This is a genomic window from Halobacterium sp. NMX12-1 (assembly GCF_040435975.1).
Taxonomy (GTDB): domain Archaea; phylum Halobacteriota; class Halobacteria; order Halobacteriales; family Halobacteriaceae; genus Halobacterium; species Halobacterium hubeiense.
The window spans coordinates 167,724-185,449 of record NZ_CP159204.1; the positions used below are offsets into that span (position 1 = coordinate 167,724).

The 17,726-nt window shown below is 65.8% G+C and carries 32 protein-coding genes and 1 tRNA gene; 3 read left to right on the forward strand and 30 right to left on the reverse strand.

Going from position 1 to position 17,726, the window contains the following annotated elements; translation table 11 throughout:
• Positions 1-55: 55 nt before the first annotated feature.
• Positions 56-265 (forward strand): hypothetical protein, encoded by a 210-nt coding sequence (locus ABSL23_RS02220; protein WP_353634590.1) that lies wholly within the window; start codon positions 56-58, stop codon positions 263-265.
• Positions 266-567: 302 nt separating this feature from the next.
• Here the strand turns inward: ABSL23_RS02220 and ABSL23_RS02225 are convergent, their stop codons facing one another.
• The 24 genes from ABSL23_RS02225 to ABSL23_RS02340 all read right to left on the reverse strand — a co-directional run bounded on the left by ABSL23_RS02225 (position 568) and on the right by ABSL23_RS02340 (position 12,206).
• On the reverse strand, positions 568-1,230 hold the full coding sequence (locus ABSL23_RS02225) for a recombinase family protein (RefSeq protein ID WP_353634591.1): 663 nt from the start codon (positions 1,228-1,230) through the stop codon (positions 568-570).
• 74 nt (positions 1,231-1,304) lie between these two features.
• Entirely contained in the window at positions 1,305-1,709 is a 405-nt protein-coding gene (locus tag ABSL23_RS02230) for a hypothetical protein (protein WP_353634592.1), read from the reverse strand.
• Positions 1,706-1,960 (reverse strand): hypothetical protein, encoded by a 255-nt coding sequence (locus ABSL23_RS02235; protein WP_353634593.1) that lies wholly within the window; start codon positions 1,958-1,960, stop codon positions 1,706-1,708. The genes ABSL23_RS02230 and ABSL23_RS02235 overlap by 4 nt, the downstream gene beginning before the upstream one ends.
• Positions 1,953-2,216: a hypothetical protein gene (locus ABSL23_RS02240; RefSeq protein WP_353634594.1), complete on the reverse strand. Its 264-nt coding sequence runs from the start codon at positions 2,214-2,216 to the stop codon at positions 1,953-1,955. The genes ABSL23_RS02235 and ABSL23_RS02240 overlap by 8 nt, the downstream gene beginning before the upstream one ends.
• Positions 2,216-2,395 (reverse strand): hypothetical protein, encoded by a 180-nt coding sequence (locus tag ABSL23_RS02245; protein ID WP_353634595.1) that lies wholly within the window; start codon positions 2,393-2,395, stop codon positions 2,216-2,218. The genes ABSL23_RS02240 and ABSL23_RS02245 overlap by 1 nt, the downstream gene beginning before the upstream one ends.
• Entirely contained in the window at positions 2,395-3,378 is a 984-nt protein-coding gene (locus ABSL23_RS02250) for a hypothetical protein (RefSeq protein WP_353634596.1), read from the reverse strand. The genes ABSL23_RS02245 and ABSL23_RS02250 overlap by 1 nt, the downstream gene beginning before the upstream one ends.
• Before the next feature lie 58 nt (positions 3,379-3,436).
• Positions 3,437-4,201 carry a hypothetical protein gene (locus tag ABSL23_RS02255; RefSeq protein ID WP_353634597.1) on the reverse strand — a complete coding sequence of 255 codons (765 nt, stop codon included), beginning with the start codon at positions 4,199-4,201 and terminating at the stop codon, positions 3,437-3,439.
• A gap of 63 nt (positions 4,202-4,264) precedes the next feature.
• Positions 4,265-5,089 carry a hypothetical protein gene (locus tag ABSL23_RS02260; protein ID WP_353634598.1) on the reverse strand — a complete coding sequence of 275 codons (825 nt, stop codon included), beginning with the start codon at positions 5,087-5,089 and terminating at the stop codon, positions 4,265-4,267.
• 1 nt (position 5,090) lies between these two features.
• Positions 5,091-5,435: a hypothetical protein gene (locus tag ABSL23_RS02265; RefSeq protein ID WP_353634599.1), complete on the reverse strand. Its 345-nt coding sequence runs from the start codon at positions 5,433-5,435 to the stop codon at positions 5,091-5,093.
• Positions 5,435-5,800 carry a hypothetical protein gene (locus ABSL23_RS02270; protein WP_353634600.1) on the reverse strand — a complete coding sequence of 122 codons (366 nt, stop codon included), beginning with the start codon at positions 5,798-5,800 and terminating at the stop codon, positions 5,435-5,437. Before ABSL23_RS02270 ends, ABSL23_RS02265 begins: the two co-directional genes overlap by 1 nt.
• Complete coding sequence (locus ABSL23_RS02275; protein WP_353634601.1) at positions 5,800-5,928, reverse strand: hypothetical protein; 129 nt, start codon at positions 5,926-5,928, stop codon at positions 5,800-5,802. The genes ABSL23_RS02270 and ABSL23_RS02275 overlap by 1 nt, the downstream gene beginning before the upstream one ends.
• A complete protein-coding gene (locus ABSL23_RS02280; RefSeq protein WP_353634602.1) occupies positions 5,921-6,142 on the reverse strand; it encodes a hypothetical protein in 222 nt (73 codons plus the stop codon). Before ABSL23_RS02280 ends, ABSL23_RS02275 begins: the two co-directional genes overlap by 8 nt.
• An 18-nt stretch (positions 6,143-6,160) precedes the next feature.
• Positions 6,161-6,895 (reverse strand): hypothetical protein, encoded by a 735-nt coding sequence (locus ABSL23_RS02285; protein ID WP_353634603.1) that lies wholly within the window; start codon positions 6,893-6,895, stop codon positions 6,161-6,163.
• A 2-nt stretch (positions 6,896-6,897) separates the two neighbouring features.
• Positions 6,898-7,425 carry a hypothetical protein gene (locus ABSL23_RS02290; protein ID WP_353634604.1) on the reverse strand — a complete coding sequence of 176 codons (528 nt, stop codon included), beginning with the start codon at positions 7,423-7,425 and terminating at the stop codon, positions 6,898-6,900.
• Positions 7,425-7,721 carry a hypothetical protein gene (locus ABSL23_RS02295; RefSeq protein WP_353634605.1) on the reverse strand — a complete coding sequence of 99 codons (297 nt, stop codon included), beginning with the start codon at positions 7,719-7,721 and terminating at the stop codon, positions 7,425-7,427. Before ABSL23_RS02295 ends, ABSL23_RS02290 begins: the two co-directional genes overlap by 1 nt.
• A 100-nt stretch (positions 7,722-7,821) precedes the next feature.
• Positions 7,822-7,980: a hypothetical protein gene (locus ABSL23_RS02300; RefSeq protein ID WP_353634606.1), complete on the reverse strand. Its 159-nt coding sequence runs from the start codon at positions 7,978-7,980 to the stop codon at positions 7,822-7,824.
• 1 nt (position 7,981) lies between these two features.
• On the reverse strand, positions 7,982-8,806 hold the full coding sequence (locus tag ABSL23_RS02305) for an ATP-binding protein (protein ID WP_353634607.1): 825 nt from the start codon (positions 8,804-8,806) through the stop codon (positions 7,982-7,984).
• A 3-nt stretch (positions 8,807-8,809) separates the two neighbouring features.
• The gene (locus ABSL23_RS02310) at positions 8,810-9,061 is read right to left on the reverse strand and encodes a hypothetical protein (protein WP_353634608.1); all 252 of its coding nucleotides are present in this window, start codon (positions 9,059-9,061) and stop codon (positions 8,810-8,812) included.
• Positions 9,054-9,338 carry a hypothetical protein gene (locus ABSL23_RS02315; protein ID WP_353634609.1) on the reverse strand — a complete coding sequence of 95 codons (285 nt, stop codon included), beginning with the start codon at positions 9,336-9,338 and terminating at the stop codon, positions 9,054-9,056. Before ABSL23_RS02315 ends, ABSL23_RS02310 begins: the two co-directional genes overlap by 8 nt.
• Positions 9,335-9,913: a hypothetical protein gene (locus ABSL23_RS02320; RefSeq protein WP_353634610.1), complete on the reverse strand. Its 579-nt coding sequence runs from the start codon at positions 9,911-9,913 to the stop codon at positions 9,335-9,337. Before ABSL23_RS02320 ends, ABSL23_RS02315 begins: the two co-directional genes overlap by 4 nt.
• Positions 9,906-10,466: a hypothetical protein gene (locus ABSL23_RS02325; protein ID WP_353634611.1), complete on the reverse strand. Its 561-nt coding sequence runs from the start codon at positions 10,464-10,466 to the stop codon at positions 9,906-9,908. The genes ABSL23_RS02320 and ABSL23_RS02325 overlap by 8 nt, the downstream gene beginning before the upstream one ends.
• On the reverse strand, positions 10,463-11,125 hold the full coding sequence (locus tag ABSL23_RS02330; protein ID WP_353634612.1) for a hypothetical protein: 663 nt from the start codon (positions 11,123-11,125) through the stop codon (positions 10,463-10,465). Before ABSL23_RS02330 ends, ABSL23_RS02325 begins: the two co-directional genes overlap by 4 nt.
• Positions 11,122-11,349 carry a hypothetical protein gene (locus tag ABSL23_RS02335; protein WP_353634613.1) on the reverse strand — a complete coding sequence of 76 codons (228 nt, stop codon included), beginning with the start codon at positions 11,347-11,349 and terminating at the stop codon, positions 11,122-11,124. Before ABSL23_RS02335 ends, ABSL23_RS02330 begins: the two co-directional genes overlap by 4 nt.
• Complete coding sequence (locus ABSL23_RS02340; RefSeq protein ID WP_353634614.1) at positions 11,346-12,206, reverse strand: hypothetical protein; 861 nt, start codon at positions 12,204-12,206, stop codon at positions 11,346-11,348. The genes ABSL23_RS02335 and ABSL23_RS02340 overlap by 4 nt, the downstream gene beginning before the upstream one ends.
• Before the next feature lie 116 nt (positions 12,207-12,322).
• On the opposite strand from ABSL23_RS02340, the gene ABSL23_RS02345 reads away from it, so the two are divergent.
• On the forward strand, positions 12,323-12,577 hold the full coding sequence (locus ABSL23_RS02345) for a hypothetical protein (RefSeq protein WP_353634615.1): 255 nt from the start codon (positions 12,323-12,325) through the stop codon (positions 12,575-12,577).
• A gap of 185 nt (positions 12,578-12,762) precedes the next feature.
• Here ABSL23_RS02345 and ABSL23_RS02350 read toward each other — a convergent pair whose 3' ends face one another.
• The 6 genes from ABSL23_RS02350 to ABSL23_RS02375 all read right to left on the reverse strand — a co-directional run bounded on the left by ABSL23_RS02350 (position 12,763) and on the right by ABSL23_RS02375 (position 15,313).
• Positions 12,763-13,464 carry a DNA cytosine methyltransferase gene (locus ABSL23_RS02350; protein WP_353634616.1) on the reverse strand — a complete coding sequence of 234 codons (702 nt, stop codon included), beginning with the start codon at positions 13,462-13,464 and terminating at the stop codon, positions 12,763-12,765.
• Positions 13,454-13,636: a hypothetical protein gene (locus ABSL23_RS02355; RefSeq protein WP_353634617.1), complete on the reverse strand. Its 183-nt coding sequence runs from the start codon at positions 13,634-13,636 to the stop codon at positions 13,454-13,456. The genes ABSL23_RS02350 and ABSL23_RS02355 overlap by 11 nt, the downstream gene beginning before the upstream one ends.
• Positions 13,636-14,181: a hypothetical protein gene (locus ABSL23_RS02360; RefSeq protein WP_353634618.1), complete on the reverse strand. Its 546-nt coding sequence runs from the start codon at positions 14,179-14,181 to the stop codon at positions 13,636-13,638. The genes ABSL23_RS02355 and ABSL23_RS02360 overlap by 1 nt, the downstream gene beginning before the upstream one ends.
• A 166-nt stretch (positions 14,182-14,347) precedes the next feature.
• Positions 14,348-14,941 carry an SWIM zinc finger family protein gene (locus ABSL23_RS02365; RefSeq protein ID WP_353634619.1) on the reverse strand — a complete coding sequence of 198 codons (594 nt, stop codon included), beginning with the start codon at positions 14,939-14,941 and terminating at the stop codon, positions 14,348-14,350.
• The gene (locus ABSL23_RS02370) at positions 14,938-15,054 is read right to left on the reverse strand and encodes a hypothetical protein (RefSeq protein WP_353634620.1); all 117 of its coding nucleotides are present in this window, start codon (positions 15,052-15,054) and stop codon (positions 14,938-14,940) included. Before ABSL23_RS02370 ends, ABSL23_RS02365 begins: the two co-directional genes overlap by 4 nt.
• A 186-nt stretch (positions 15,055-15,240) precedes the next feature.
• Positions 15,241-15,313 (reverse strand) — tRNA-Pro (locus ABSL23_RS02375).
• 164 nt (positions 15,314-15,477) lie between these two features.
• Here ABSL23_RS02375 and katG point away from each other — a divergent pair.
• Complete coding sequence (gene katG, locus ABSL23_RS02380; protein WP_353634621.1) at positions 15,478-17,697, forward strand: catalase/peroxidase HPI; 2,220 nt, start codon at positions 15,478-15,480, stop codon at positions 17,695-17,697.
• The last annotated feature ends 29 nt before the right edge of the window (positions 17,698-17,726 follow it).

Genomic DNA, 17,726 nt, shown 5'->3' on the forward strand with positions numbered 1-17,726 from the left:
TCCGACGCTGTCTGCTAGAAAGTTAAGTGTCGGCGTTGTGATTCGCCTGCGTAGCATGAGCGATAACGATTCTTCAGAGCGTTCACTAGACGAGATTCGAGAAACCTTCCGCGACGAGTTCCTGCAAGATATGGAGGAACACGAGAATCGGTCCGAGGAAGCAACTGAATTCGTTGACGCACTCACCGAAGAGAATCCGTCCCCCGATAAAATTGGGGAGACGTTCGGGAGCTGGGTCGATAATCTAACCAGCGACGAGGATTAGGCTGGGGCGGTGAATTCGCAACTGTCGTCGAGGTAGTCGTCGGCGAATCGCGCCCACGAGCCTGCAAGCACTCCCGCGCTTTCTGCTTCGAGGTCGTGGTTCTCGGGGGTACGTGGGTAGCCGCAACTACACTGAACGCTGAACTTCGACAGCACCTCATAGTTGCCTTTCAGTTCGTCCGAAAGGTGGAGTTCAACGGGCTCTGCGTCGCAATCGTCGTTGATGCAACCAAGTCTCACCATGGGAGAAGGTACAGACTCAAGGATTCTAGTTCTTTCGGCGCTCCTACCGCCTAAGGCTCGTTACAGTCCGTATAGTTCGGCGCGGTCGAGGGCGCGATTTATCGTGGGTCGCGACGTGTCGAGTCGTTCCGCAGCTTTGCGCTTCGAGAGCTCGTCTTTCGCGACCATATCCAGAACGGTCACTACGTCGTGGTAGTCCTCGTTCTCGACGAGTCGGCCGTCGTCTTTCTCGAAGCCGAGTGGCGCCCGGCCGTGGTGGTAGTCGTCCTGTTGCTGGCGCGCGGCGATGCCTTCTTTCGTGCGCTGCTGGGCCATGTTCGCCTCCAGCTCGGCGAACACGCCGAGCAACTGGAACAGCGCGGTCTGGTACGGGTCCTGCTCGTCAGGACAGAGAGTCAGGCCTTCCGAAACGATGTGTAGCTCGGTGTCGGCGTCTTCGAGGCGCGAGGCGGTGCGTTCGAGGTCGGAGATGGACCGGCAGATGCGGGAGATGCTGTGCACGACGACAGCGCTCAGCGCGCCGTCTTCGGCGTCCTGCATCATCTCTTGGTAGCCGGAGCGCTCGGTGTTCGTTCCGGTTGACTTGTCGCGGTAGATGCTCAGGTCGGACAGCGCTGCGCCGAACTCGCGCTCAGCGTATTCCTGCGTCGCGGTCAGTTGCCGGTCGAGGCTCTGGTCGTCGGTACTGACTCGGCAGTAGCAAGCTACGGTGTCGTCGCCCATGTCCTCGTACATGGGTGGTAGGGTAATAAAAGAAGGGAGTTTCGTGCAGGCTGTACGGAAACGTCGGTTACTGGTCAGGGAACGAGGTGGTAGACCTGTCCCCAGCCGGCGTCAAGGGGCGTCCAGATGCCGAAGGCGTGACTCACGGCGTCGTCGAGGGCGACGAGGCCGCCCGCGAGCGCGACGACGCGCCACGTCAGCGGGTAGCCGCTCCACATCCCACCCGGCAGTGAAACGCCCAGTAGCACGAGCACGACGCCGGCCAGCGTCATCGCGGCGCCGGTCATCGGGTACCACTTCCAGACGAGCAGGAAGCCGACGAGGGCAAACACGGCGCCGACCATCGCGAGCAGCGGTTCGCGGTGCGCGTAGTTGTCCGCGACCACCCACACCGCCAGCAGCACCGTTAGCAGCCCCGTAATCAGGTGATGGACTGCCAGCACGGCGCCGTCCGGGATGGCCTCGGCGGGGAACGTCACGGCTGTTCGCCTCCGTTGCCGTCCTTGATGGCGCCGAGGACGGCTTTCAGCGCACCCTTCCCGAACGCCCACGTCGTCGAGAGTGCGACCGCGAGCGCGAACGTCTGCCAGAGCAGCTGTGGCACCTCGACGCCGACGCCGAGCGCGACCGCGAGCAGCGCCACGTTCGAGACGACGAGCACGTAGGCGAGGCCGTCGTTGGTGAAGCGATGCCGCACGTCGACGTTGTCGGTGGTTTCGCTGTCACTCATCGGAATCACCGAAGGTGTATTCGGGGCCGCCGTCGGCGCGGAGGCCTTCACGGCGGAGCACGCGCTTGTTGCGCTTCGAGCGCTGCGTGTTCTCGGCGACGCGCTGAATCAGGCCGTCGCTGTGCTCCTCGCCTTCGAGGGCGCGGCGGCTCCAGTGGGCGTCGCGAGCGGCGCGGCGGACGTAGCCGACGGTGCCGAGTGCGCACAGCGCCGTGATGATGGCGCAGACGGCCATCACGACCTGCGGCCACGGCATCAGGTGTAGTCCTCCCAGACGCCGCCAGCGGCGTCTGCTGCGTCCTCGATGTAGTCGTCGGCCTGCGTTTGGAAGCCCAGCGGCGCGGCTTCCAGCGCGTCGACTGCGATTTTGACGATGGCGAGCATCAGCGCGAGGAACACGACTGCCTCGACCGCCGAAATCGGGTCAGTGTCCATTAGAGACCATCCCCCATGAGCGGCGTGCCGTTGTCAGTCTCGCCCGGGTCGCTCGCCGAGCTGTCGCTGTCGTTGATGCCAGTCCAGTCCTCGAAGCGCTCGCGCGCCTGATCGGGCTGCATCCGGGGGACGCCCACGAACGCCAGCGACGACGAGACGCCGCTGCCGACGACTGTCCAGCCGCTGGCGGTCACGAGGATAGCGCCGCCGGTGAGCGCCGCTGCACCGACGACGATAACCGCCTTCCCCGGATTCGCCTTCGCGTACTCGACGGTCTCGTGGCCCATGTCCGTCACCGGGTCGCGGGCCTTCTGATAGAGCGAACTCGCGGGGAGTGCGAGGATGCTGGCGGTCGTCGCGAACTGGTTGGCGAGGTCGCCGGTCACGTCCTCGAAGGCGGCCGGGAGGCTGCCGCTGCCGACGCCGTCGCCGGGCAGGTCGTCAACGTCGCCGATGAGTCCCCAGTTGTTGGTCGCTCCGCCATCGTTGGACGAGCCGCCGTCGTCGCTGCTGGAGCCGTCGTCGGGCAGGTCGTCGAGGGGCGCGGTCGGGTCCCAGACGTAGTCGGGAATCGGGTCGACCGGCGCCCCGTCGTCGGTGCCGTCGTCAACGTCTTCGGGGGTTTCGGGAGTCTCCGGTGCTGGTCCGCCGTCTCCCGTCGAGTCCTCGTCACCCGTGCCGGTGCCAGTCCCGGGGCCGGTCGGCGACGGCGAGTTGTCGCCCGATCCAGTGTCGTCCTCGTTCGGTGGGACCCACGGGTCTGGCGTTGAGTCGGGGTCTGTCTCCGTGGTTTCGTCTTCGTCGTGGTTGCGGACTTCCTCGGCGCTGATGTCGAGGTTCGCGTACGTATTCGGCGCGGTGTTCGGTGAGGTCGTGGGCGACGGCGACGAGGTTGGGGGCGACGGCAGTCCGCCGGCTGCGAGCAGGCCGAGTAGCCCCAGCAGCAGCGCCCACGCCATCTGCATCTTCTTCTTGCGGTCCATCAGTCGATACCTCCATTCGCGGTCGTGTGGCCCTCACGGGCCGGGTTGGTGTGGTGCGTCATGACTGGTACTGGTAGATGGGGATGACCGCGATGAGCCCGAGCACGGCGAGGACCTGTATCTCGGCGCTTCCGGGCCCGCTGCTGGACTGCGTCGACGAGTCGTTGGAACTGGTCGTGTCTGAGCTGGAGCTATCCGAGTTATCCGAGCCAGAGCTGTCCGAGCCGCCCGAACTAGAGCTGTCCGAGTTACCCGAACTAGAGCTGTCCGAGTCGCTGCCGCCGTCGAGAACATCCAGCGTGCCGTCTTGGGCGTCCTCGATGAGCGCGTCTGCGTCCGAGTAATCGTCCTCCATGCTGGGCGCGAGCGCGAATCCCTGCTCGTTGTCGGCGTGGACGAGCCCCGGCTGGTCGGCCGGGTCAACCTCGGGCTCTTCGACGGGCTGGCTCGACGACGGCTCAGAAACGTCGTGATTGTAGGTCTCAGCGTCCTCCGTGTATCCGCGTTCGGCGGCTGACTTCCCCTCTGTCTCCGCGGTCCCCGGATGGATGGTAACGGACCCAATCTTTGTATCGCCGTAGTAGACCGGCAGCGTTCGCGTCTCCGAGACTTGCGGCGCGTTCACGATGACCTCACTCATCTGGCTCGCCGCGGTCGCACCTTCGGCGACGACGGTCTCCCCGATGCGGACATCCCGCGAGTGCCGGTCAACCTCGTCCATATGCTGGAAGATGGTCACCGTCACGTCTTCGCCGGGATTTAGCTCTCCGTCCTCGTTGTTCCAACTCCAACCGACGTTGGAGAAGCTCTTCCAAATCCCCATCAGGCGGTCCCTCCGTTCGTGGTCGTGCGGCCCTCAGAGGCCGCGCTGTCGATGTTTACCATGTTACGATAGCCCTATCTGTTGCTCGTGCCAGTACGCCAGCGATGGCGAGTCGCCACTCACCGAGACACCGACCTCGTAGGTATCACCCGCAGGGACGTAGAACTGCATAGGCCGGCGGATGAGCCCCGCTCCTGCGGATATACTGTCATCAAAGTATGACAGCCTAAACCCATTTACGTCGGCGTCCATTTGCATGGTGTCGGCGGTGTCCGATACCTCCGCGACGGCATGGACAAATATCGGGCCACCCGTGTTATTGGTGTACTGCGTGTTGAACGAGCGCGACCCCTCCACGTCAGCGGTTGTGACAGACACGTCCCCGACGGCGTTTTGCGCATCGCTGTCCGTATATTGGGGGTGGTGGGCGTCCGCGTCCCCCGCGTGGTTGTTGAGCGCGGTCGCCGCGCCCGTCTGGTCGTCCGACACGTTGTGCGGGTTGGTGGTGTCGGAGGTGTGGCTGTCGAGTTCCGTCTGCGTCGCCGGGTCGAAGTTCAGCATCGACGGCGTGACCGCGTTCGAGGCGACGCGTAGCTGGCCGTCTGCGTCCAGCGTCAGGCCATCCGCGGCGGCGAGGTCCAAGACCTGCCCGCTGGACAACCGGAGCGGCCCCTCCACGGAGACGGGATTGTGGTGGGCGCTGTCGGTGATGCCGGCGAGTTGGCCGTGGTCGGTGACGGTCATCTCGGCCCACTGGGTGCCGGTGTAGACGCCGGCGCGGTTGGCTTCGATGTCGTACCACGTCTCTCCCTCCTCGGGATTCGGCGGCTCGCTTGCTTGGACGTAGTCGTAGCCCGCGAACTGCGAGCCACTGGCCCAGACCCCCATCTTAGACCACCTCCCTGATTTGGGCGCGGACTGGCGTCGTGTTGTTGCCGACCAGCCGGACGGCGGCGGCGTTGTACGGGATGTGCTCGACCGCGCTGGCGTCGTCAGATGCCACGCTTACGGGCGACTCGTCGGGTTCATACCACCAGTCGCCGTCGGGTGAGAGGAATACCGACACGTCGATGGCGGTCGCCGTGTCGACGCCGAGGTACAGCGTGAACGCGGTTGCGTCAGCGAGGGGGCTCTCAACGCCGTCGCCACTGATGTCCTCCTCGCCGTCAGTTAGCCCGCTTTCCCCGCCGGCGCGCTTGTTGAGCGTGTAGTCGCCGTAGGTCTCGCCCGCCATCAGCTCATCACCTCGTAGCCCAGCGGCTGGATGCTGTACCGCCGCTGGCCGGTGGTGTTCTGAAGGTTCCGCACGGTCAGCTCCAGCGACTGCTCGAACGCGCGGGCCGGGATGAACGTCACCTGTAGGTCGTCGATGTCGGTGGGTGGAATCGGCGCCGGGCCGTACACGGTCTCGTCGTCCATCCGGACGACGTACTCGGATTCGGGGCGCTTGCTCATCGCGACCGTGCCGATGCGGAACTCTGCGTTGTTCTGAACGGGTTCGAAGCGTAGCGTCGCTTCCGTGTTGCTGCCGAGCAGCACGCTCGTTGGCTCGCAGAACGGCCGGTCGCTCACCTTCGGTTCGGGGACGAGGTCGGGCATCAGAGCCCCTCCCGGCGGCGTTCAGCCTGCCGTTTCGTACTCTCGTCGATTGGCTTCTTCTCCCCGGAGATAGTGGCTTGTACGCGCTGTTCCTTCCACGTCGTTGCGTCGTCGGTGTCCTTACTCATGGTTGTAGGTGTGGACGACCCAGACGGCGAGCAGCACAACCTGCACGACCTGAAGCGCGAGTTCGATGTCCTCGCGGCTCCACGACGATGCGTCGACGGCGGCCGCCACTGGCGACTGCTCGCCCCCGGCGTCCGTGGTCGAGGCAGTGGCCGACGCGGTCGCGTCGGTGCTGTCGCTCGTCGTCTCGTGTTCGTCCCAAAGATTGGAGTTCATGATGTCTACCCCGAGGGGTTACATCTCGCCCGTGACGGCGGCCTTGAAGCCGTTCACGGTGTCCTGTGCCTGAAGCGTCGCGAAGTTCAGGAGTGCGTTCGTCGCAACGGCGCCGTCCCCGTCGGGGTCTTCGTAGCGGACGATGTACGGCACGTCGGCGTACACGTCGAGGGTCATGTCGCCCGCGATGAACCCCTCGTACTCTTGGCCGGGGCTGTTGAACTCGAAGTACACGCCCTCCTCGCTGAGGTTCTTCCGGTGGATGTTCTTCACCGAGACCGTCTTGAGATTCTGGCTCTTCGAGGTCGAGCCATCAACGGCCTTCTCGATTTCCACCGTTCCCGCCTTGTTCGGGATGTAGAAGACGTGGACCGTCGAGTTTGTTCCGTCGTCGGTGACGCTGATGTTCCCGGTGTCGGCGTAGTCGTCGTTGTCGGGCTGGCCGTAGTAGTCGCCGTCCAGCCACACTACGACCGGGTCGGTGTTCGGCGATTCGATGACGCCGTGCGAGAGCGTGAAGCTTTCTTGGTCGCCTGCGCTCCCGTCGGTCTCGAAGGATTCGTACGCGGGCAGCGCGAATTCCAGGGATTCGCCCGCGCCCCGGCCGAGAATCTTGTGTGCAACGTCCGCGCGAAGTCGAGCGACGCGGGAGCGAACGCCGTTCTGATTTACGGACCAGTTGAAGGCCCGTGGGTCGAGGTTGCGCTTTCGGCGCGGCGTCTCCTGCAGCCGCTGCTTGACGTTTCCGGACATGGTTACCGGCTGAAGGGGCCTTCAGTTGCGTCGGTGTCCACCTGAATGACGGTCTCGGCGGGGTCGATCTCGACCTGCGAGACGAGCATGACCGCGACCTCGTCGATGTCGCGGACCGTAACGTTGCTCGGCGTACCCGTCTTGCCGGACGCTTCCGGATACTGTAGCTCGACTTTCGAGTTGTCGATGTTGTCGGTGTTGAGCTGGGTCGTGAGGTCGGTGCGGTGCCAGTGGCCGAGGCCGGTGACTTCCTCGCTGATGCGGTGGAAGGAACTCTGGCCGGCTCGCTTGACGGCGAAGTACACCGTGGAGTTCGTCGGGATGAGGTTGCCGTTGGTGTCGCGGAGCTTCATCGCGACGGGGACGCCGACGGACGAGCCGGCGGCGACGGCGTTGAGGATGCTGATGGCGGTCCCGCGGTCTGGCTTGTAGGAGAGTACCTGACTCTCGTGGCCGGCGTCGTTCGCCTGTGCTTCGACGCCGGGGCCGGTCTGGCCCTCGTCGAGGAAAATGTTCGCGGACTGCGCCATCAGTTACCGACCTCCGTGATGTGCTGCTTGAGGTCCATGCGTTCGGCGAACTTGTCGACGGAGTAGAGGCCGCCGCCGAGCATGAGTTCGCGCGAGTAGGCAGGGGAGTACTGTGCGCCAGCGACGACGAGCGCGCCGTACGCTTCGTCGGGGATGTCGTAGCTGGTGTTCGGTTCGATGAGGTTGCGGGCGACGGTCGGGCCGACGAACCCGGCGAATACGGCCCCGGCCTGGGACCAGAATTCGGGGTCGGCGAGTTCGTCGAGCGCGTCCATCGCGTCTTCGGTAGCTGCCATGATGCGACTAAGCCGAGCCCCGGCCTGTTTGTACGAATGCGGCTTAGATAGCGCGAGAAGGCGCGAGGAGGCGACGGGAGGCGCGGGAACCCGCTGGGTGTCAGCGGCGGTTTTCTTGGTACCAGTCGGCCATCATCTCCGCGACGGTCTCGGAGTTGCCGGGCTCCCAGCCCTTCTCCTCGGCCATCTCCTCCTGAATCTCGCGGAACAACTCGGCCTTGTCGCCGTAGAGCGTGATTGATTCGCTTGGTTTCGCCATCTTAGTCCTCCGTGCCGGGTGCGATGAGCTTCATCCCCTCGTCGCCGTAGTGCGTTGCCTCCATCTGCACGTTTCGCGTGTCGATGCGCGTGATTTCGCCTTCGTCGTCGCTCTGAATCCACTCGCTCCCGATAGTCTGTTTGTCGTCGCCCTCGCCCTCCGTGAACTTCCGCAGCGGGATGCTGTCGCCGTCGACTTTCAGCGATTCAGGGACGGCACTCGGGAGGTTCATCGCGTTCGGGTTGTGGAACTCCTGCGGGTACTCGACGGCGTCGCCGACCTTGTTGAGGTCGCCTGACGCGGTGTAGCCGCCGAGAATCTGGAACATCACGTTCCCGATGATGGTCTCGTCGATTTCCGTGAGTCGCTGGGTCGCCCAGAGGCTCGACGAGCCCTCGCCGCGCCCGGTCGTCGCCATCCCCTTGATGATGTCCGGGAGTTTGGCGTCCTGCGGGGCTGCCCAGTGCGCCTCGTCGATGACCGTCAACGCTGACGACGAGCCCGACGACTGCGCGAGCCGTCGCGCGGCTGTGATGACCGGCGCGACGACCTGCTCGCGCCACACCTCCGGCGTCAACTCGTGGCGGGCGAGGATGAGGCGCGGGTTCTGGCGAAGCGCCTGTTCGTACTCGTCGACGCCCCACGCGGCGGCTTCCTTCGGGCCGATGATGTAGTGGGCGGCGAGCCCGGACTTCACGAGACCGCGGTACTCGTCGGCGTAGTCGAGGCAGACGAAGTAGTCGTACCGCGGCGCGTTCGTCTCCATCCACGCTTGCAGGTACCACGACTTCCCCCAGCCCGATTTCGCCCCGAAGAGCCCGTGCACGGCTTAGTCCTCCTCTTCGTAGGCGTCGCGGATACTCTCAGACATGCCTTCTCGGACTTGTATCTGCATTTTGCCGCCGTCGATGGGAACGACACGGAGATTGTAGCCCTCTATCCAAAGGCCGTTAATCGCGTCAGCGTAGAGTGAGCCGTCCGCGACACCGACCCACCGACCAGGGCGTTCGCAGGCGTAGAGGTCTACACCGGGAACGTGGGGCTCGGGCTTCAATGAGCCCGGGAGGCGGTTGTCAGTCATCGGATTCGTCCTCGACGGGCTGGACGTCGATGACCTGGGCGCCAGTGAGCTCGAGGTCGCCGCCGTGCCAGCGCTGGACGGTGACGGGTTCGCCGTCTTCGAGGCGCCGGAGGGCGTCCTCGCCGAGTGTCACTGACTGCTCGGTTCGCGGTGCGGGCTCGCTGCTCGACGTGACCGACTGGATGACCTCCCAGGCGGCCATCAGGGTGAGGAACAGCGCCACTGCGAGGGCGAGTTCGTCGGCGAGGCCGTCGCTGTCGAAGTCGGTGTACGTCACGCCCCGCCCTCCATGTCTTCCGCGACGGTGGCCATCACGGCTTCGACCGTCCGCAGGTTCGTCGTCAGTACGTCCTGAATCGCCTCCGATGGGCGGAAGTCGACGACGTTGGCCTCGAACTCTTCGAGAGGAACGCCGAACGTGTTCTCGACGTGGACGGCGGCGAGGTCGTCGTCGCTGAACGACTTCGCCTCGGGCGACGTACTGCGGTAGTTCTTCGCCCACGCCTCTTTCTGGTTCCCCCATTCGTCGTCGTTCAGGCCGGCGTACGCGACCGCTTTCTCGGAGTTGTCGAGGTGGTCGGGCGCGAATTCTTCAAAGTACCAGCCGACGAGGTCGGCTTGGCTGGCGCGTTCGGCCATCGTTTCGAGCTGGGTGGCGCGCTCTTCGACGTCCGGCAGTTCGTCAACGCTCACGTCGGCGTCGGAGGCGTCGGCGAGGCGTTGCGCGAGCTCGAGTTGGGCGCGCTCTCGTTGCGCGACGACCTGGGACAGCGCCTGCATCTGGGGGCGGAAGCGGTCGAACATCTGTGCGCCGGTCTGCTGCGTTACGGTTTCTTGGAGTTGGTCAAACATCGTCGTCGGAGTCGTCGGATTTTGCTTTGCTGAGGGCCTTACTCGGGAGGTCGGTGCGGCTGACGAGCACGGTCATGGCGAGCGCGGCGGTGGCGATGAGCATCCCCTGGGCGGGGTCCATCTCGGCTTTGCCCTGCTCGGCCATCCAGTCGTCTACGTACTCGTCGAGGTGGAGGTCGCGGGCGAGGTCTTCGCTGATGTGGTCGGCGTCGTCGTGGCCGTACTCGTCGATGACGGCGTTCAGGCCGGTGGTGACGGTGCCGACGTAGAGGTCGCCCCAGTTGGTCGTCGAGCCGCCGGGCGCGGCCGTGTCCCCCGTCGCGAGGTTCCTGTCCTCGCTGTCGTCGTCGGTGTCGCTGTCCTCCTGGTCGTCCTTGACCTCGGCGCCGGCTTCTTCCTCGACCTGCTCGGCGAGGTCGGCGAGCCCGCCCATGTCGGCTTGCTCGTCGGGATCGATGTCGGGCTGCTCGCCGCTGTCGTTCTCGCTGGTTTCGCTTGCTTCGGGCTGCTCTTCGGCGCCTTCTGCCTTCTGGGCTTGCTCGGCGTCGCTCATTCCCAGAGTTCCTCCGTCTCGTTCTGCTCGGTCTCGCTGCTCTCCTCGTCGCTGTCAGCGTCGACGCTGGCCGTACTGCCGGATGGCGCGCTGTCGTCGTCGCGGAGCACGAACCAGTAGATGGCCGCGGCGACCGCGACGGCGCCGACGACGAGCAGCACTGTCTGGGTGCTCGGCGCGGGCACACCCCCGCTTTCGCCGCTGCTCTCATCGCCTGTAGGCGATTGCTCGCCGTCGCTAGGCGAATCGCCCGACGACTCGCCTTTGTCGCCGCCTTCGTCGCTGCTCTCCGAGTGCTGTTGCTCGTACTCGTCCTGTGTAGCCATGTCAGAGCCGTTTTCGTCCTGCTCTGAAGGCGAGGATTCGCCGCCTTCAGACTGCTCTCCGTCCGGTTCTGCCTCTTCGTCGCCGGAGCCGTCGGTAGCAGCGCTTTCTGGGGGCGTTTCTCCCTGCTCTGAAGGCGAGGTTTCGCCTGCTTCGCCCTGCTCTTCGGCGCCTTCTCGCTGCTCTTGGTTGTGCACCTCTTCTTTGAGGGCGTTCCAGTCGTGGCCCTCGCTGGTCTCGGCGTTGATGTGTGAGCGCACCGAGCCGAGTGAGCGCTCGGCGTCGACGCCGAAGTCGCACTCGTCGACCGGGCACCAGTGTGGCTTCAGTGTCATTCGAGGTCGTCAACGGCGTCAGTCATCGCGCGAGCACCTGCCGCGGCCTCCTCGAAGAACTCCGCGAGGTCGTCCGGCTCCTCGACGCTTGGAAGGTGTTCGGCGAGGTACTGCGGAGTCACCTCTACGCAGGCTTCGATTGTGCCGTTCCGCGAGATTTCGGCGCTGTAGTAGCCTGTACTTCCTGGGTTGCCTTCGCTGGGGTCGGTGATGGTGAGTTTCATGAGTTCTGTTGCTCGGTGTGGCCCTCGGCGTCGTGGGCGCGCTCGCCCTCGACCGCGAGCCGGTCGCTTAGCTCTTCGAGTCGTTCCAGTTCGATTGGTTCCTGGCCGTGGTCGGCGCGAATCGCGTTGATGGCGGCGGCCGCCTGCTCGGCGTTCCGCTTCGCCTCCAGGGCGTCGTCGATCTCCTGCGAGAGTCGCGCGATGGCGGCCTTGTAGCCCTGCCACGCTCGACCGAGCGCGCCTGCCGCCTCGCCCTCGATGTCCTGCTCGCTGTCGGGGTCGTCCTCGTCGAGAATCGCGGCTACTTCGTCGTCGTCGTAGCCGCAGGCGTCGGTGAGGAACTCGCAGGCGTCGGGGTCGCCGTGCTCGCAGTGGTCGCGGGCGTGGTCGCACTCCTCGCCCATCGCCGATTCGGCGCGGCTGAGGCGTTCGTCGGTGCTGTCCTCGGCGTCGAGGCGACGACCACCGCCACCTTCGCGGGCGGCACGGTCGGCGAGGTCGCGGTGCTCGTCGACGGTCAGCGTCGCGTCGTAGTAGCTCGTCCAGTCGTCGACGCCCGCGTCGAGCATCACGCCCTTCACGGCCGCGGCCTTCCGGTAGTTGTTCGAGCCGGTGAACGGCCCGAGGCGGTCTTTCTCGCTGTCGGTCAGCTCGACCTGGCCGCCGTCGGCGGTGCGCTCGTCGCGGCTGCTGGCGGCCTCGACCTGTGCGCGGTCGAGCAGCCAGTCGGGCGTGTCAGAGACGAACGCGACGGTCTTGCGGCGCGCGTCGTCATCGACGGGACAGATGTACTGTTCGTGTTCGCGCCGGTACTCGTCGGCGGTCTCCATACTCCCGAACTCAACCTCGATGGACACGGTTCACCTCGCCGCAGGAACAGGCGCGAGAGGCGCAAAGCGGCGTGGATTACTTGAGTCGGACTAAAGTCTCAGTAAGTCTTAACGGGCTACTGTGCGAGGGTATTGCTGTAGTCATGGCGATGAATCAGTTGGTGTCCATCGGCGGTACGTCGGCAGGCGTTTCGATACCGCTCGATGAACTACGCGACGAAGGAGTTGTAACGGGCGGGAAAGGCGGCGAACCCCTGGAAATCGCGGATACGATGATGCGCGTCGAGCGCTTCGACCGGGGCGCGTGGCAGGTCGTGCGGACCGACGTTCACGACTTCCCGGCGTACATGGAGAAATCCGCGTTCTGCCAGCAAGCAGAACCGACGGTAACGGCCTGAGAAGGCGAGAAAGAGCGTTCTACTGATTTTCGGCCGGAGGGAAGTACGGACGGCGAGGGCGTGTCTCGTACCCCTCTACCAGCGCGTGATTGTTCAAGCGGAACTGCCACGGTCGCCCATCACGGGACCACAGTCCCCGCGCGAGCAGGTCAACGAGGTCGCGAGTGTCTCCGCGGTCGAAGTCCTCACTCGACAACGGGTGTCACCTCGGTTAGGGCCTGCTGGCGAGCACGCCCCTCGACGGCGTCGAGAATCGCCTCCGAGAGCGCGTAGGGCGCTTTCGCGCGTTTCGCTGGGTCGCGCATACTGTTGGCGAGGCACCCGGAATCGTCGTCGTCCTGCGGCGTGGTCTCGTGGCACGGCTCGCCTGGCGAGCACGACCGATACTCGAAACCGGGGGGATGCTCGCCCCAGAGGTCGGTCGGTTTCTGCCAGTCTGAGCCGTACTGACAGTACGTCACCGTTCCTCGCGGCTTCCCGAGGAACCAGCGAAGCCGTCCGCGCGGGTTTTCGAGGAACCAGTACGTCGGATTCAGGCCTTTGATGAGGCCGAGCGTGTGGTAGACCGACGCGATAGCGTCCCGCGCGGCACCCGTCTGCGGTTCTCTCGTCTCGAAGTCCCAGGCGTCGTGGTTGCCAGCGACCGAGAACTGCGTGCAGGGGTGGCCGGCGAGTATCACGTCGACGTCCGTCGGGAGGTCGGTCGGCGCGAGGTCGCGGATGTCTGCCCGGACGTCCGGGTCAAAGTCCGGGTTGATGTCGACGGTCGTGACGCGCCAGTCGTCGGCGTCCTCGAAGGCCGCCGAGAGACCACCGAGGCCGGCGAACAAGTCCAGGCAGTGCTTACCTCCACGGCCGACCTCCGCACTCTCGTCGCTACTCGGCATCGTCAACCTCCTGCCAGCGCCACGCGAGCAGCTGCGTCTTCCCACAGCGCTCGCAGATGTATCCCGGAAGGACGCTGTTCGCCGGACCGTAGTAGACGCGGCCGGGGCGGAGCGTGTGGCCCGTGACGACGCAACGCCCTCGCCGGCCGAGCCACTTCAGGAACGCCAGCATCAGTCTGCGGCCTCCGGTTCGGCTGCTTCGAGAGCGTCCATCTGCTCGCTCGCCTCCTCGACGGCGTCAGCGGGCGCGGTGTCTCTTCCGTCGTCTTCGGTTTCGTCGGCGCCGAAAGCGTCTTCTTTCCGAGTGAGGGGGTCGACTACGACCATCCCGCCACCAACGTTGAGCAGGCCGCCGTCGTCGAGGGGTTCGATGACGTCCTCCCGAATCAGGTCTTTCGGTGTGTTCGGGTGGGACGTGCTGGTCAAGATGTTCTCGACCTTCTCGACGGACATGTACCGCTTCTTGTCCGGGGAAGCGAGCGTGGTGTAGGCGTCGCGGAGGTCGGGGTCGCGGGGAACGACGTACTCGCTCGTTTCGGCTTCGGGGAGGTAGTCGTCGAGAGCGTCGCGGAGTAGCTGGGCTTCGCTGACGCCGTGGTCGTCGCGGAAGGTCTCGAAGCGCTGTAGGAGCGTGCCGGACAGCCGCGTCTCGGCGCGCTCGTCGGCTTTCGACCGTGACTCGCTCCCGTCGTCACCCGCGAGACGGTTGCCGCTCATGCTTCCCTCCGTCCCGCAAACGGGTTCGGGTCTGCGGGGCCAGTTGAAACAGGGGTCGGAGTGACCCGCATCCGGGAGGTCTGAATCTCGGGGTCGTTTCCACTGCGGAGTGTGGTTGCGGGAACCCCCCCGTACATCACTGAAGGGGCGGGCTGGGGGCCTCCCCTCATAGCCGACCCTCCGGCCGTCCGAACTCGCGGCCATCGCTTCCGGCAGCGGGCTCGACGACGCGACCGCCGTCGGTGGCTGGCGTCTTCGGTGGCTGTTCGGGGATGGTGACGCGGTCGCCGTCGTCGCTCTCGACGTGGACGAAGGCGGCTTGACGGAGCGTACAAAGGTGTGCGCAGGGGCCGCCGTTGTACGTGAAGCCCTTGCAGTCGCACCAGCCGGCGAACCAGTCCTCGCGGCGGAGCAGCGCGGTGACGTGGCGCTGGCCGTCGGGAAGGCGGACGGCCCACGCGTAGCTGTTGAGTTTGCGAATCTCGGTGGCGTCGGCCATCGGCGCGGCGCGCGCCCAGCTCGTCGAGCGGCGTTCGCACTCGGTTTCGAACTCGACGGGTGTGGCGGCGGCCGCGAACTCGTCGGCGGCGTCGGCGAGGTTGTCTTCGGCCCGAGCGAGGTGGTTGCCGACGGTGCCCTTCACGCGGCCGGTCTCCTCGGCGAACTCGATGACGGGCATGTCGCCGGGCGCGCGGCAGGCCCGCCACGCTTCGCGTTGCGCGTCGGACAGCGCGGCCTCGATGGGGTCGAGGTCGGTCATGCCGTGCTCACCTCGCTGTCGGCCGAGCACTCGGGGCAGACGCGGCGCGGGATGCCGCCGGGCGAGGTCGAGGGCTTGAGGCGACTGCCGCAGTGTCCACAGAAGCGGTTCATGGGCGGCACTCACCCCGTTCAAGCGCAGGGCAGAGTTGGCCGTCGTAGTCGATGTAGCCGCCGCAGTACCGACAGATGTCTCTGTCGTCGTGGTCGCCGTGAGAATCGGCTGGGGCGCTCACGCGGACCACCCCGTAGAGCGGCCGCTAAGTGTCGGAGAATGCGGGAAAAGGGGTATATGTGAAGTGGGCCGGCACGAATTTGAATCGTGGTTACGGCCACCCGAAGGCCGAAGGATACCAAGCTACCCCACCGGCCCGCAGTCTCACGTTGGTTCGTGGTGTGTTTAACGCTTCCGAATCGGCGAGGTGTGAGTGGTGAGAACACGCGACGGCGCGGCGGTGAGCGGGTCGCTGAAGTTGGCAGATGCCAACGGTACCGTTAACTGGGACGCACGATTGACTCCGTGTAGGTAGTATCTCGATGAGTGACGACACATCCGAATCCGAGCCGGACCTGCGACCCGACGGGGGAAGCGGGGAGCACTGGGACCCGAAAGGCGTCGACGACTGGTGGCCGAACCTGCTGGACGTCGACGTGCTCGACGACAACGACCACGTGGTCGGCCCCTACGACGAGGACTTCGACTACGCGGAGGCCTTCGAGGACATCGACTACGAGGAGCTGAAAAACGACATCCGGAAGGTCATGATGGACTCGAAGGACTGGTGGCCCGCGGACTACGGCACGTACGGCCCGCTGTTCATCCGGATGGCGTGGCACAGCGCCGGTACGTACCGGACGGCTGACGGTCGCGCCGGCGCGTCCGGCGGCCTCCAGCGCCTCCCGCCGGAGAGCAGCTTCCCGGACAACGTCAACCTCGACAAGGCCCGGCGGCTGCTCCAGCCGGTCAAGCAGAAGTACGGCCGCAAGCTCTCGTGGGGCGACCTCATCGTCCTCGCGGGGAACGTCGCCATGGAGACGATGGGCTTCGAGACGTTCGGCTTCGCGGGCGGCCGCGAGGACGAGTTCAAGCCCAACCACGCCGTCGACTGGGGCCCGGAGACCGAGTGGGAGACCACCTCCCCGGAGCGGTTCACGGGCGACAACGAGACCGGCGAACTGGAGGACCCGCTGGCGAACACCGTCATGGGCCTCATCTACGTGAACCCCGAGGGCCCGTACGGCGAGCCCGACGTCGAGGGCTCCGCGGAGAACATCCGCGAGGAGTTCTCGCGGATGGCGATGGACGACGAGGAGACGGTCGCGCTCATCGCGGGCGGCCACACGTTCGGGAAGGTCCACGGCGCCGACGACCCCGAGGAGCACGTCGACGTCGAGCCCGAGGCGGCACCCATCGACCTGCAGGGGCTCGGCTGGGACAACGACCTCGGCGATGGCAAGGGTCCGAACACCATCACGAGCGGCATCGAGGGACCGTGGAACTCCGCGCCGACCCAGTGGGACATGGGGTACATCGACAACCTCCTGAACCACGACTGGACCTCGGTCAAGGGCCCCGGCGGTGCGTGGCAGTGGCGGCCGGTCGGTGACGACGTCGAGGACGCGCCGGCCCCCCACGACCCCGAGGACACCGAGGAGCCGATGATGCTGACGACGGACGTCGCGCTGAAGCACGACGACGACTTCCGGGAGATTCTGGAGCACTTCCAGGACAACCCCGACGACTTCCAGGAGGCGTTCGCGCGGGCGTGGTACAAGCTCATCCACCGCGACATGGGCCCGCCGGAGCGCCTCGTCGGCCCGGAGGTCCCCGAGGAGACGTTCGTCTGGCAGGACCCGATTCCGGACGCCGACTACGAGTTCGTCGGCGACGAGGAGGTCGCCGAGCTCAAGGAGCAGCTCCTGAACACGGACCTCTCGCGCCAGCAGCTCGCGAAGACCGCGTGGGCGTCCGCAGTGACGTACCGCGACAGCGACAAGCGCGGCGGCGCCAACGGCGCCCGCATCCGGCTGGAGCCCCAGCGTAGCTGGGAGGTCAACGAGCCCGAGGAACTGGAGACGGTCCTCGAGACGCTCGAAGACGTCCAGATGGACTTCAACAGCTCGCGGGACGACGACGTGCGCGTCTCGCTGGCGGACCTCGTCGTGCTCGGCGGGAACGTGGCCATCGAGCAGGCAGCCGCCGACGCCGGCTACGACGTCGAGGTCCCCTTCGAGCCCGGCCGCACCGACGCCAAGCCCGAGCAGACCGACGCGGAGGCCTTCGAGCCGCTGGAGCCGAAGGCCGACGCGTTCCGGAACTACCTCGGCGGCGGCTACAACGACCGCCCCGAGGACCGGATGATCGACAAGGCGGAGCTGCTGAACCTCTCGCCGTCGGAGCTGACGGTGCTGGTCGGCGGCATGCGCGCGCTCGGCGCGACGTACGGCGACGACGACCGCGGCATCTTCACGGACGAGCCCGGCGCGCTCACGAACGACTTCTTCGCGAACCTCCTCGACATGGACTACGAGTGGGAGGCCGTCGACGAGGACGAGGAAGTCTTCGAGGTGCGCGACCGCGACACCGGAGAGGTCGAGTGGGAGGCCACGCGCTTCGACCTCATCTTCGGCTCGAACGCCCGCCTCCGCGCCATCGCGGACGTCTACGGCGCAGACAACGCCGAACAGAAGTTCGTCGAGGACTTCGTCGAGGCCTGGCACAAGGTCATGACCCTCGACCGCTTCGACCTCGAATAACCCGATAGCCCGCGGTTCTCTCTATCTCT

Coding starts and splice junctions, on each gene's coding strand:
- ABSL23_RS02370 (WP_353634620.1), bottom strand. CDS start 15,054: ATGAACCGCTTCTGTGGACACTGCGGCAGTCGCCTCAAGCCCTCGACC.
- ABSL23_RS02330 (WP_353634612.1), bottom strand. CDS start 11,125: ATGACACTGAAGCCACACTGGTGCCCGGTCGACGAGTGCGACTTCGGC.
- ABSL23_RS02310 (WP_353634608.1), bottom strand. CDS start 9,061: ATGACTGACAACCGCCTCCCGGGCTCATTGAAGCCCGAGCCCCACGTT.
- ABSL23_RS02255 (WP_353634597.1), bottom strand. CDS start 4,201: ATGGGGATTTGGAAGAGCTTCTCCAACGTCGGTTGGAGTTGGAACAAC.
- ABSL23_RS02220 (WP_353634590.1), top strand. CDS start 56: ATGAGCGATAACGATTCTTCAGAGCGTTCACTAGACGAGATTCGAGAA.
- ABSL23_RS02280 (WP_353634602.1), bottom strand. CDS start 6,142: ATGAACTCCAATCTTTGGGACGAACACGAGACGACGAGCGACAGCACC.
- ABSL23_RS02285 (WP_353634603.1), bottom strand. CDS start 6,895: ATGTCCGGAAACGTCAAGCAGCGGCTGCAGGAGACGCCGCGCCGAAAG.
- ABSL23_RS02355 (WP_353634617.1), bottom strand. CDS start 13,636: ATGCTGGCGTTCCTGAAGTGGCTCGGCCGGCGAGGGCGTTGCGTCGTC.
- ABSL23_RS02300 (WP_353634606.1), bottom strand. CDS start 7,980: ATGGCGAAACCAAGCGAATCAATCACGCTCTACGGCGACAAGGCCGAG.
- ABSL23_RS02240 (WP_353634594.1), bottom strand. CDS start 2,216: ATGCCGTGGCCGCAGGTCGTGATGGCCGTCTGCGCCATCATCACGGCG.
- ABSL23_RS02335 (WP_353634613.1), bottom strand. CDS start 11,349: ATGAAACTCACCATCACCGACCCCAGCGAAGGCAACCCAGGAAGTACA.
- ABSL23_RS02270 (WP_353634600.1), bottom strand. CDS start 5,800: ATGCCCGACCTCGTCCCCGAACCGAAGGTGAGCGACCGGCCGTTCTGC.
- ABSL23_RS02275 (WP_353634601.1), bottom strand. CDS start 5,928: ATGAGTAAGGACACCGACGACGCAACGACGTGGAAGGAACAGCGCGTA.
- ABSL23_RS02365 (WP_353634619.1), bottom strand. CDS start 14,941: ATGACCGACCTCGACCCCATCGAGGCCGCGCTGTCCGACGCGCAACGC.
- ABSL23_RS02325 (WP_353634611.1), bottom strand. CDS start 10,466: ATGAGCGACGCCGAGCAAGCCCAGAAGGCAGAAGGCGCCGAAGAGCAG.
- ABSL23_RS02295 (WP_353634605.1), bottom strand. CDS start 7,721: ATGGCAGCTACCGAAGACGCGATGGACGCGCTCGACGAACTCGCCGAC.
- ABSL23_RS02260 (WP_353634598.1), bottom strand. CDS start 5,089: ATGGGGGTCTGGGCCAGTGGCTCGCAGTTCGCGGGCTACGACTACGTC.
- katG (WP_353634621.1), top strand. CDS start 15,478: ATGAGTGACGACACATCCGAATCCGAGCCGGACCTGCGACCCGACGGG.
- ABSL23_RS02320 (WP_353634610.1), bottom strand. CDS start 9,913: ATGTTTGACCAACTCCAAGAAACCGTAACGCAGCAGACCGGCGCACAG.
- ABSL23_RS02225 (WP_353634591.1), bottom strand. CDS start 1,230: ATGGGCGACGACACCGTAGCTTGCTACTGCCGAGTCAGTACCGACGAC.
- ABSL23_RS02265 (WP_353634599.1), bottom strand. CDS start 5,435: ATGGCGGGCGAGACCTACGGCGACTACACGCTCAACAAGCGCGCCGGC.
- ABSL23_RS02245 (WP_353634595.1), bottom strand. CDS start 2,395: ATGGACACTGACCCGATTTCGGCGGTCGAGGCAGTCGTGTTCCTCGCG.
- ABSL23_RS02235 (WP_353634593.1), bottom strand. CDS start 1,960: ATGAGTGACAGCGAAACCACCGACAACGTCGACGTGCGGCATCGCTTC.
- ABSL23_RS02350 (WP_353634616.1), bottom strand. CDS start 13,464: ATGCCGAGTAGCGACGAGAGTGCGGAGGTCGGCCGTGGAGGTAAGCAC.
- ABSL23_RS02290 (WP_353634604.1), bottom strand. CDS start 7,425: ATGGCGCAGTCCGCGAACATTTTCCTCGACGAGGGCCAGACCGGCCCC.
- ABSL23_RS02360 (WP_353634618.1), bottom strand. CDS start 14,181: ATGAGCGGCAACCGTCTCGCGGGTGACGACGGGAGCGAGTCACGGTCG.
- ABSL23_RS02250 (WP_353634596.1), bottom strand. CDS start 3,378: ATGGACCGCAAGAAGAAGATGCAGATGGCGTGGGCGCTGCTGCTGGGG.
- ABSL23_RS02345 (WP_353634615.1), top strand. CDS start 12,323: ATGGCGATGAATCAGTTGGTGTCCATCGGCGGTACGTCGGCAGGCGTT.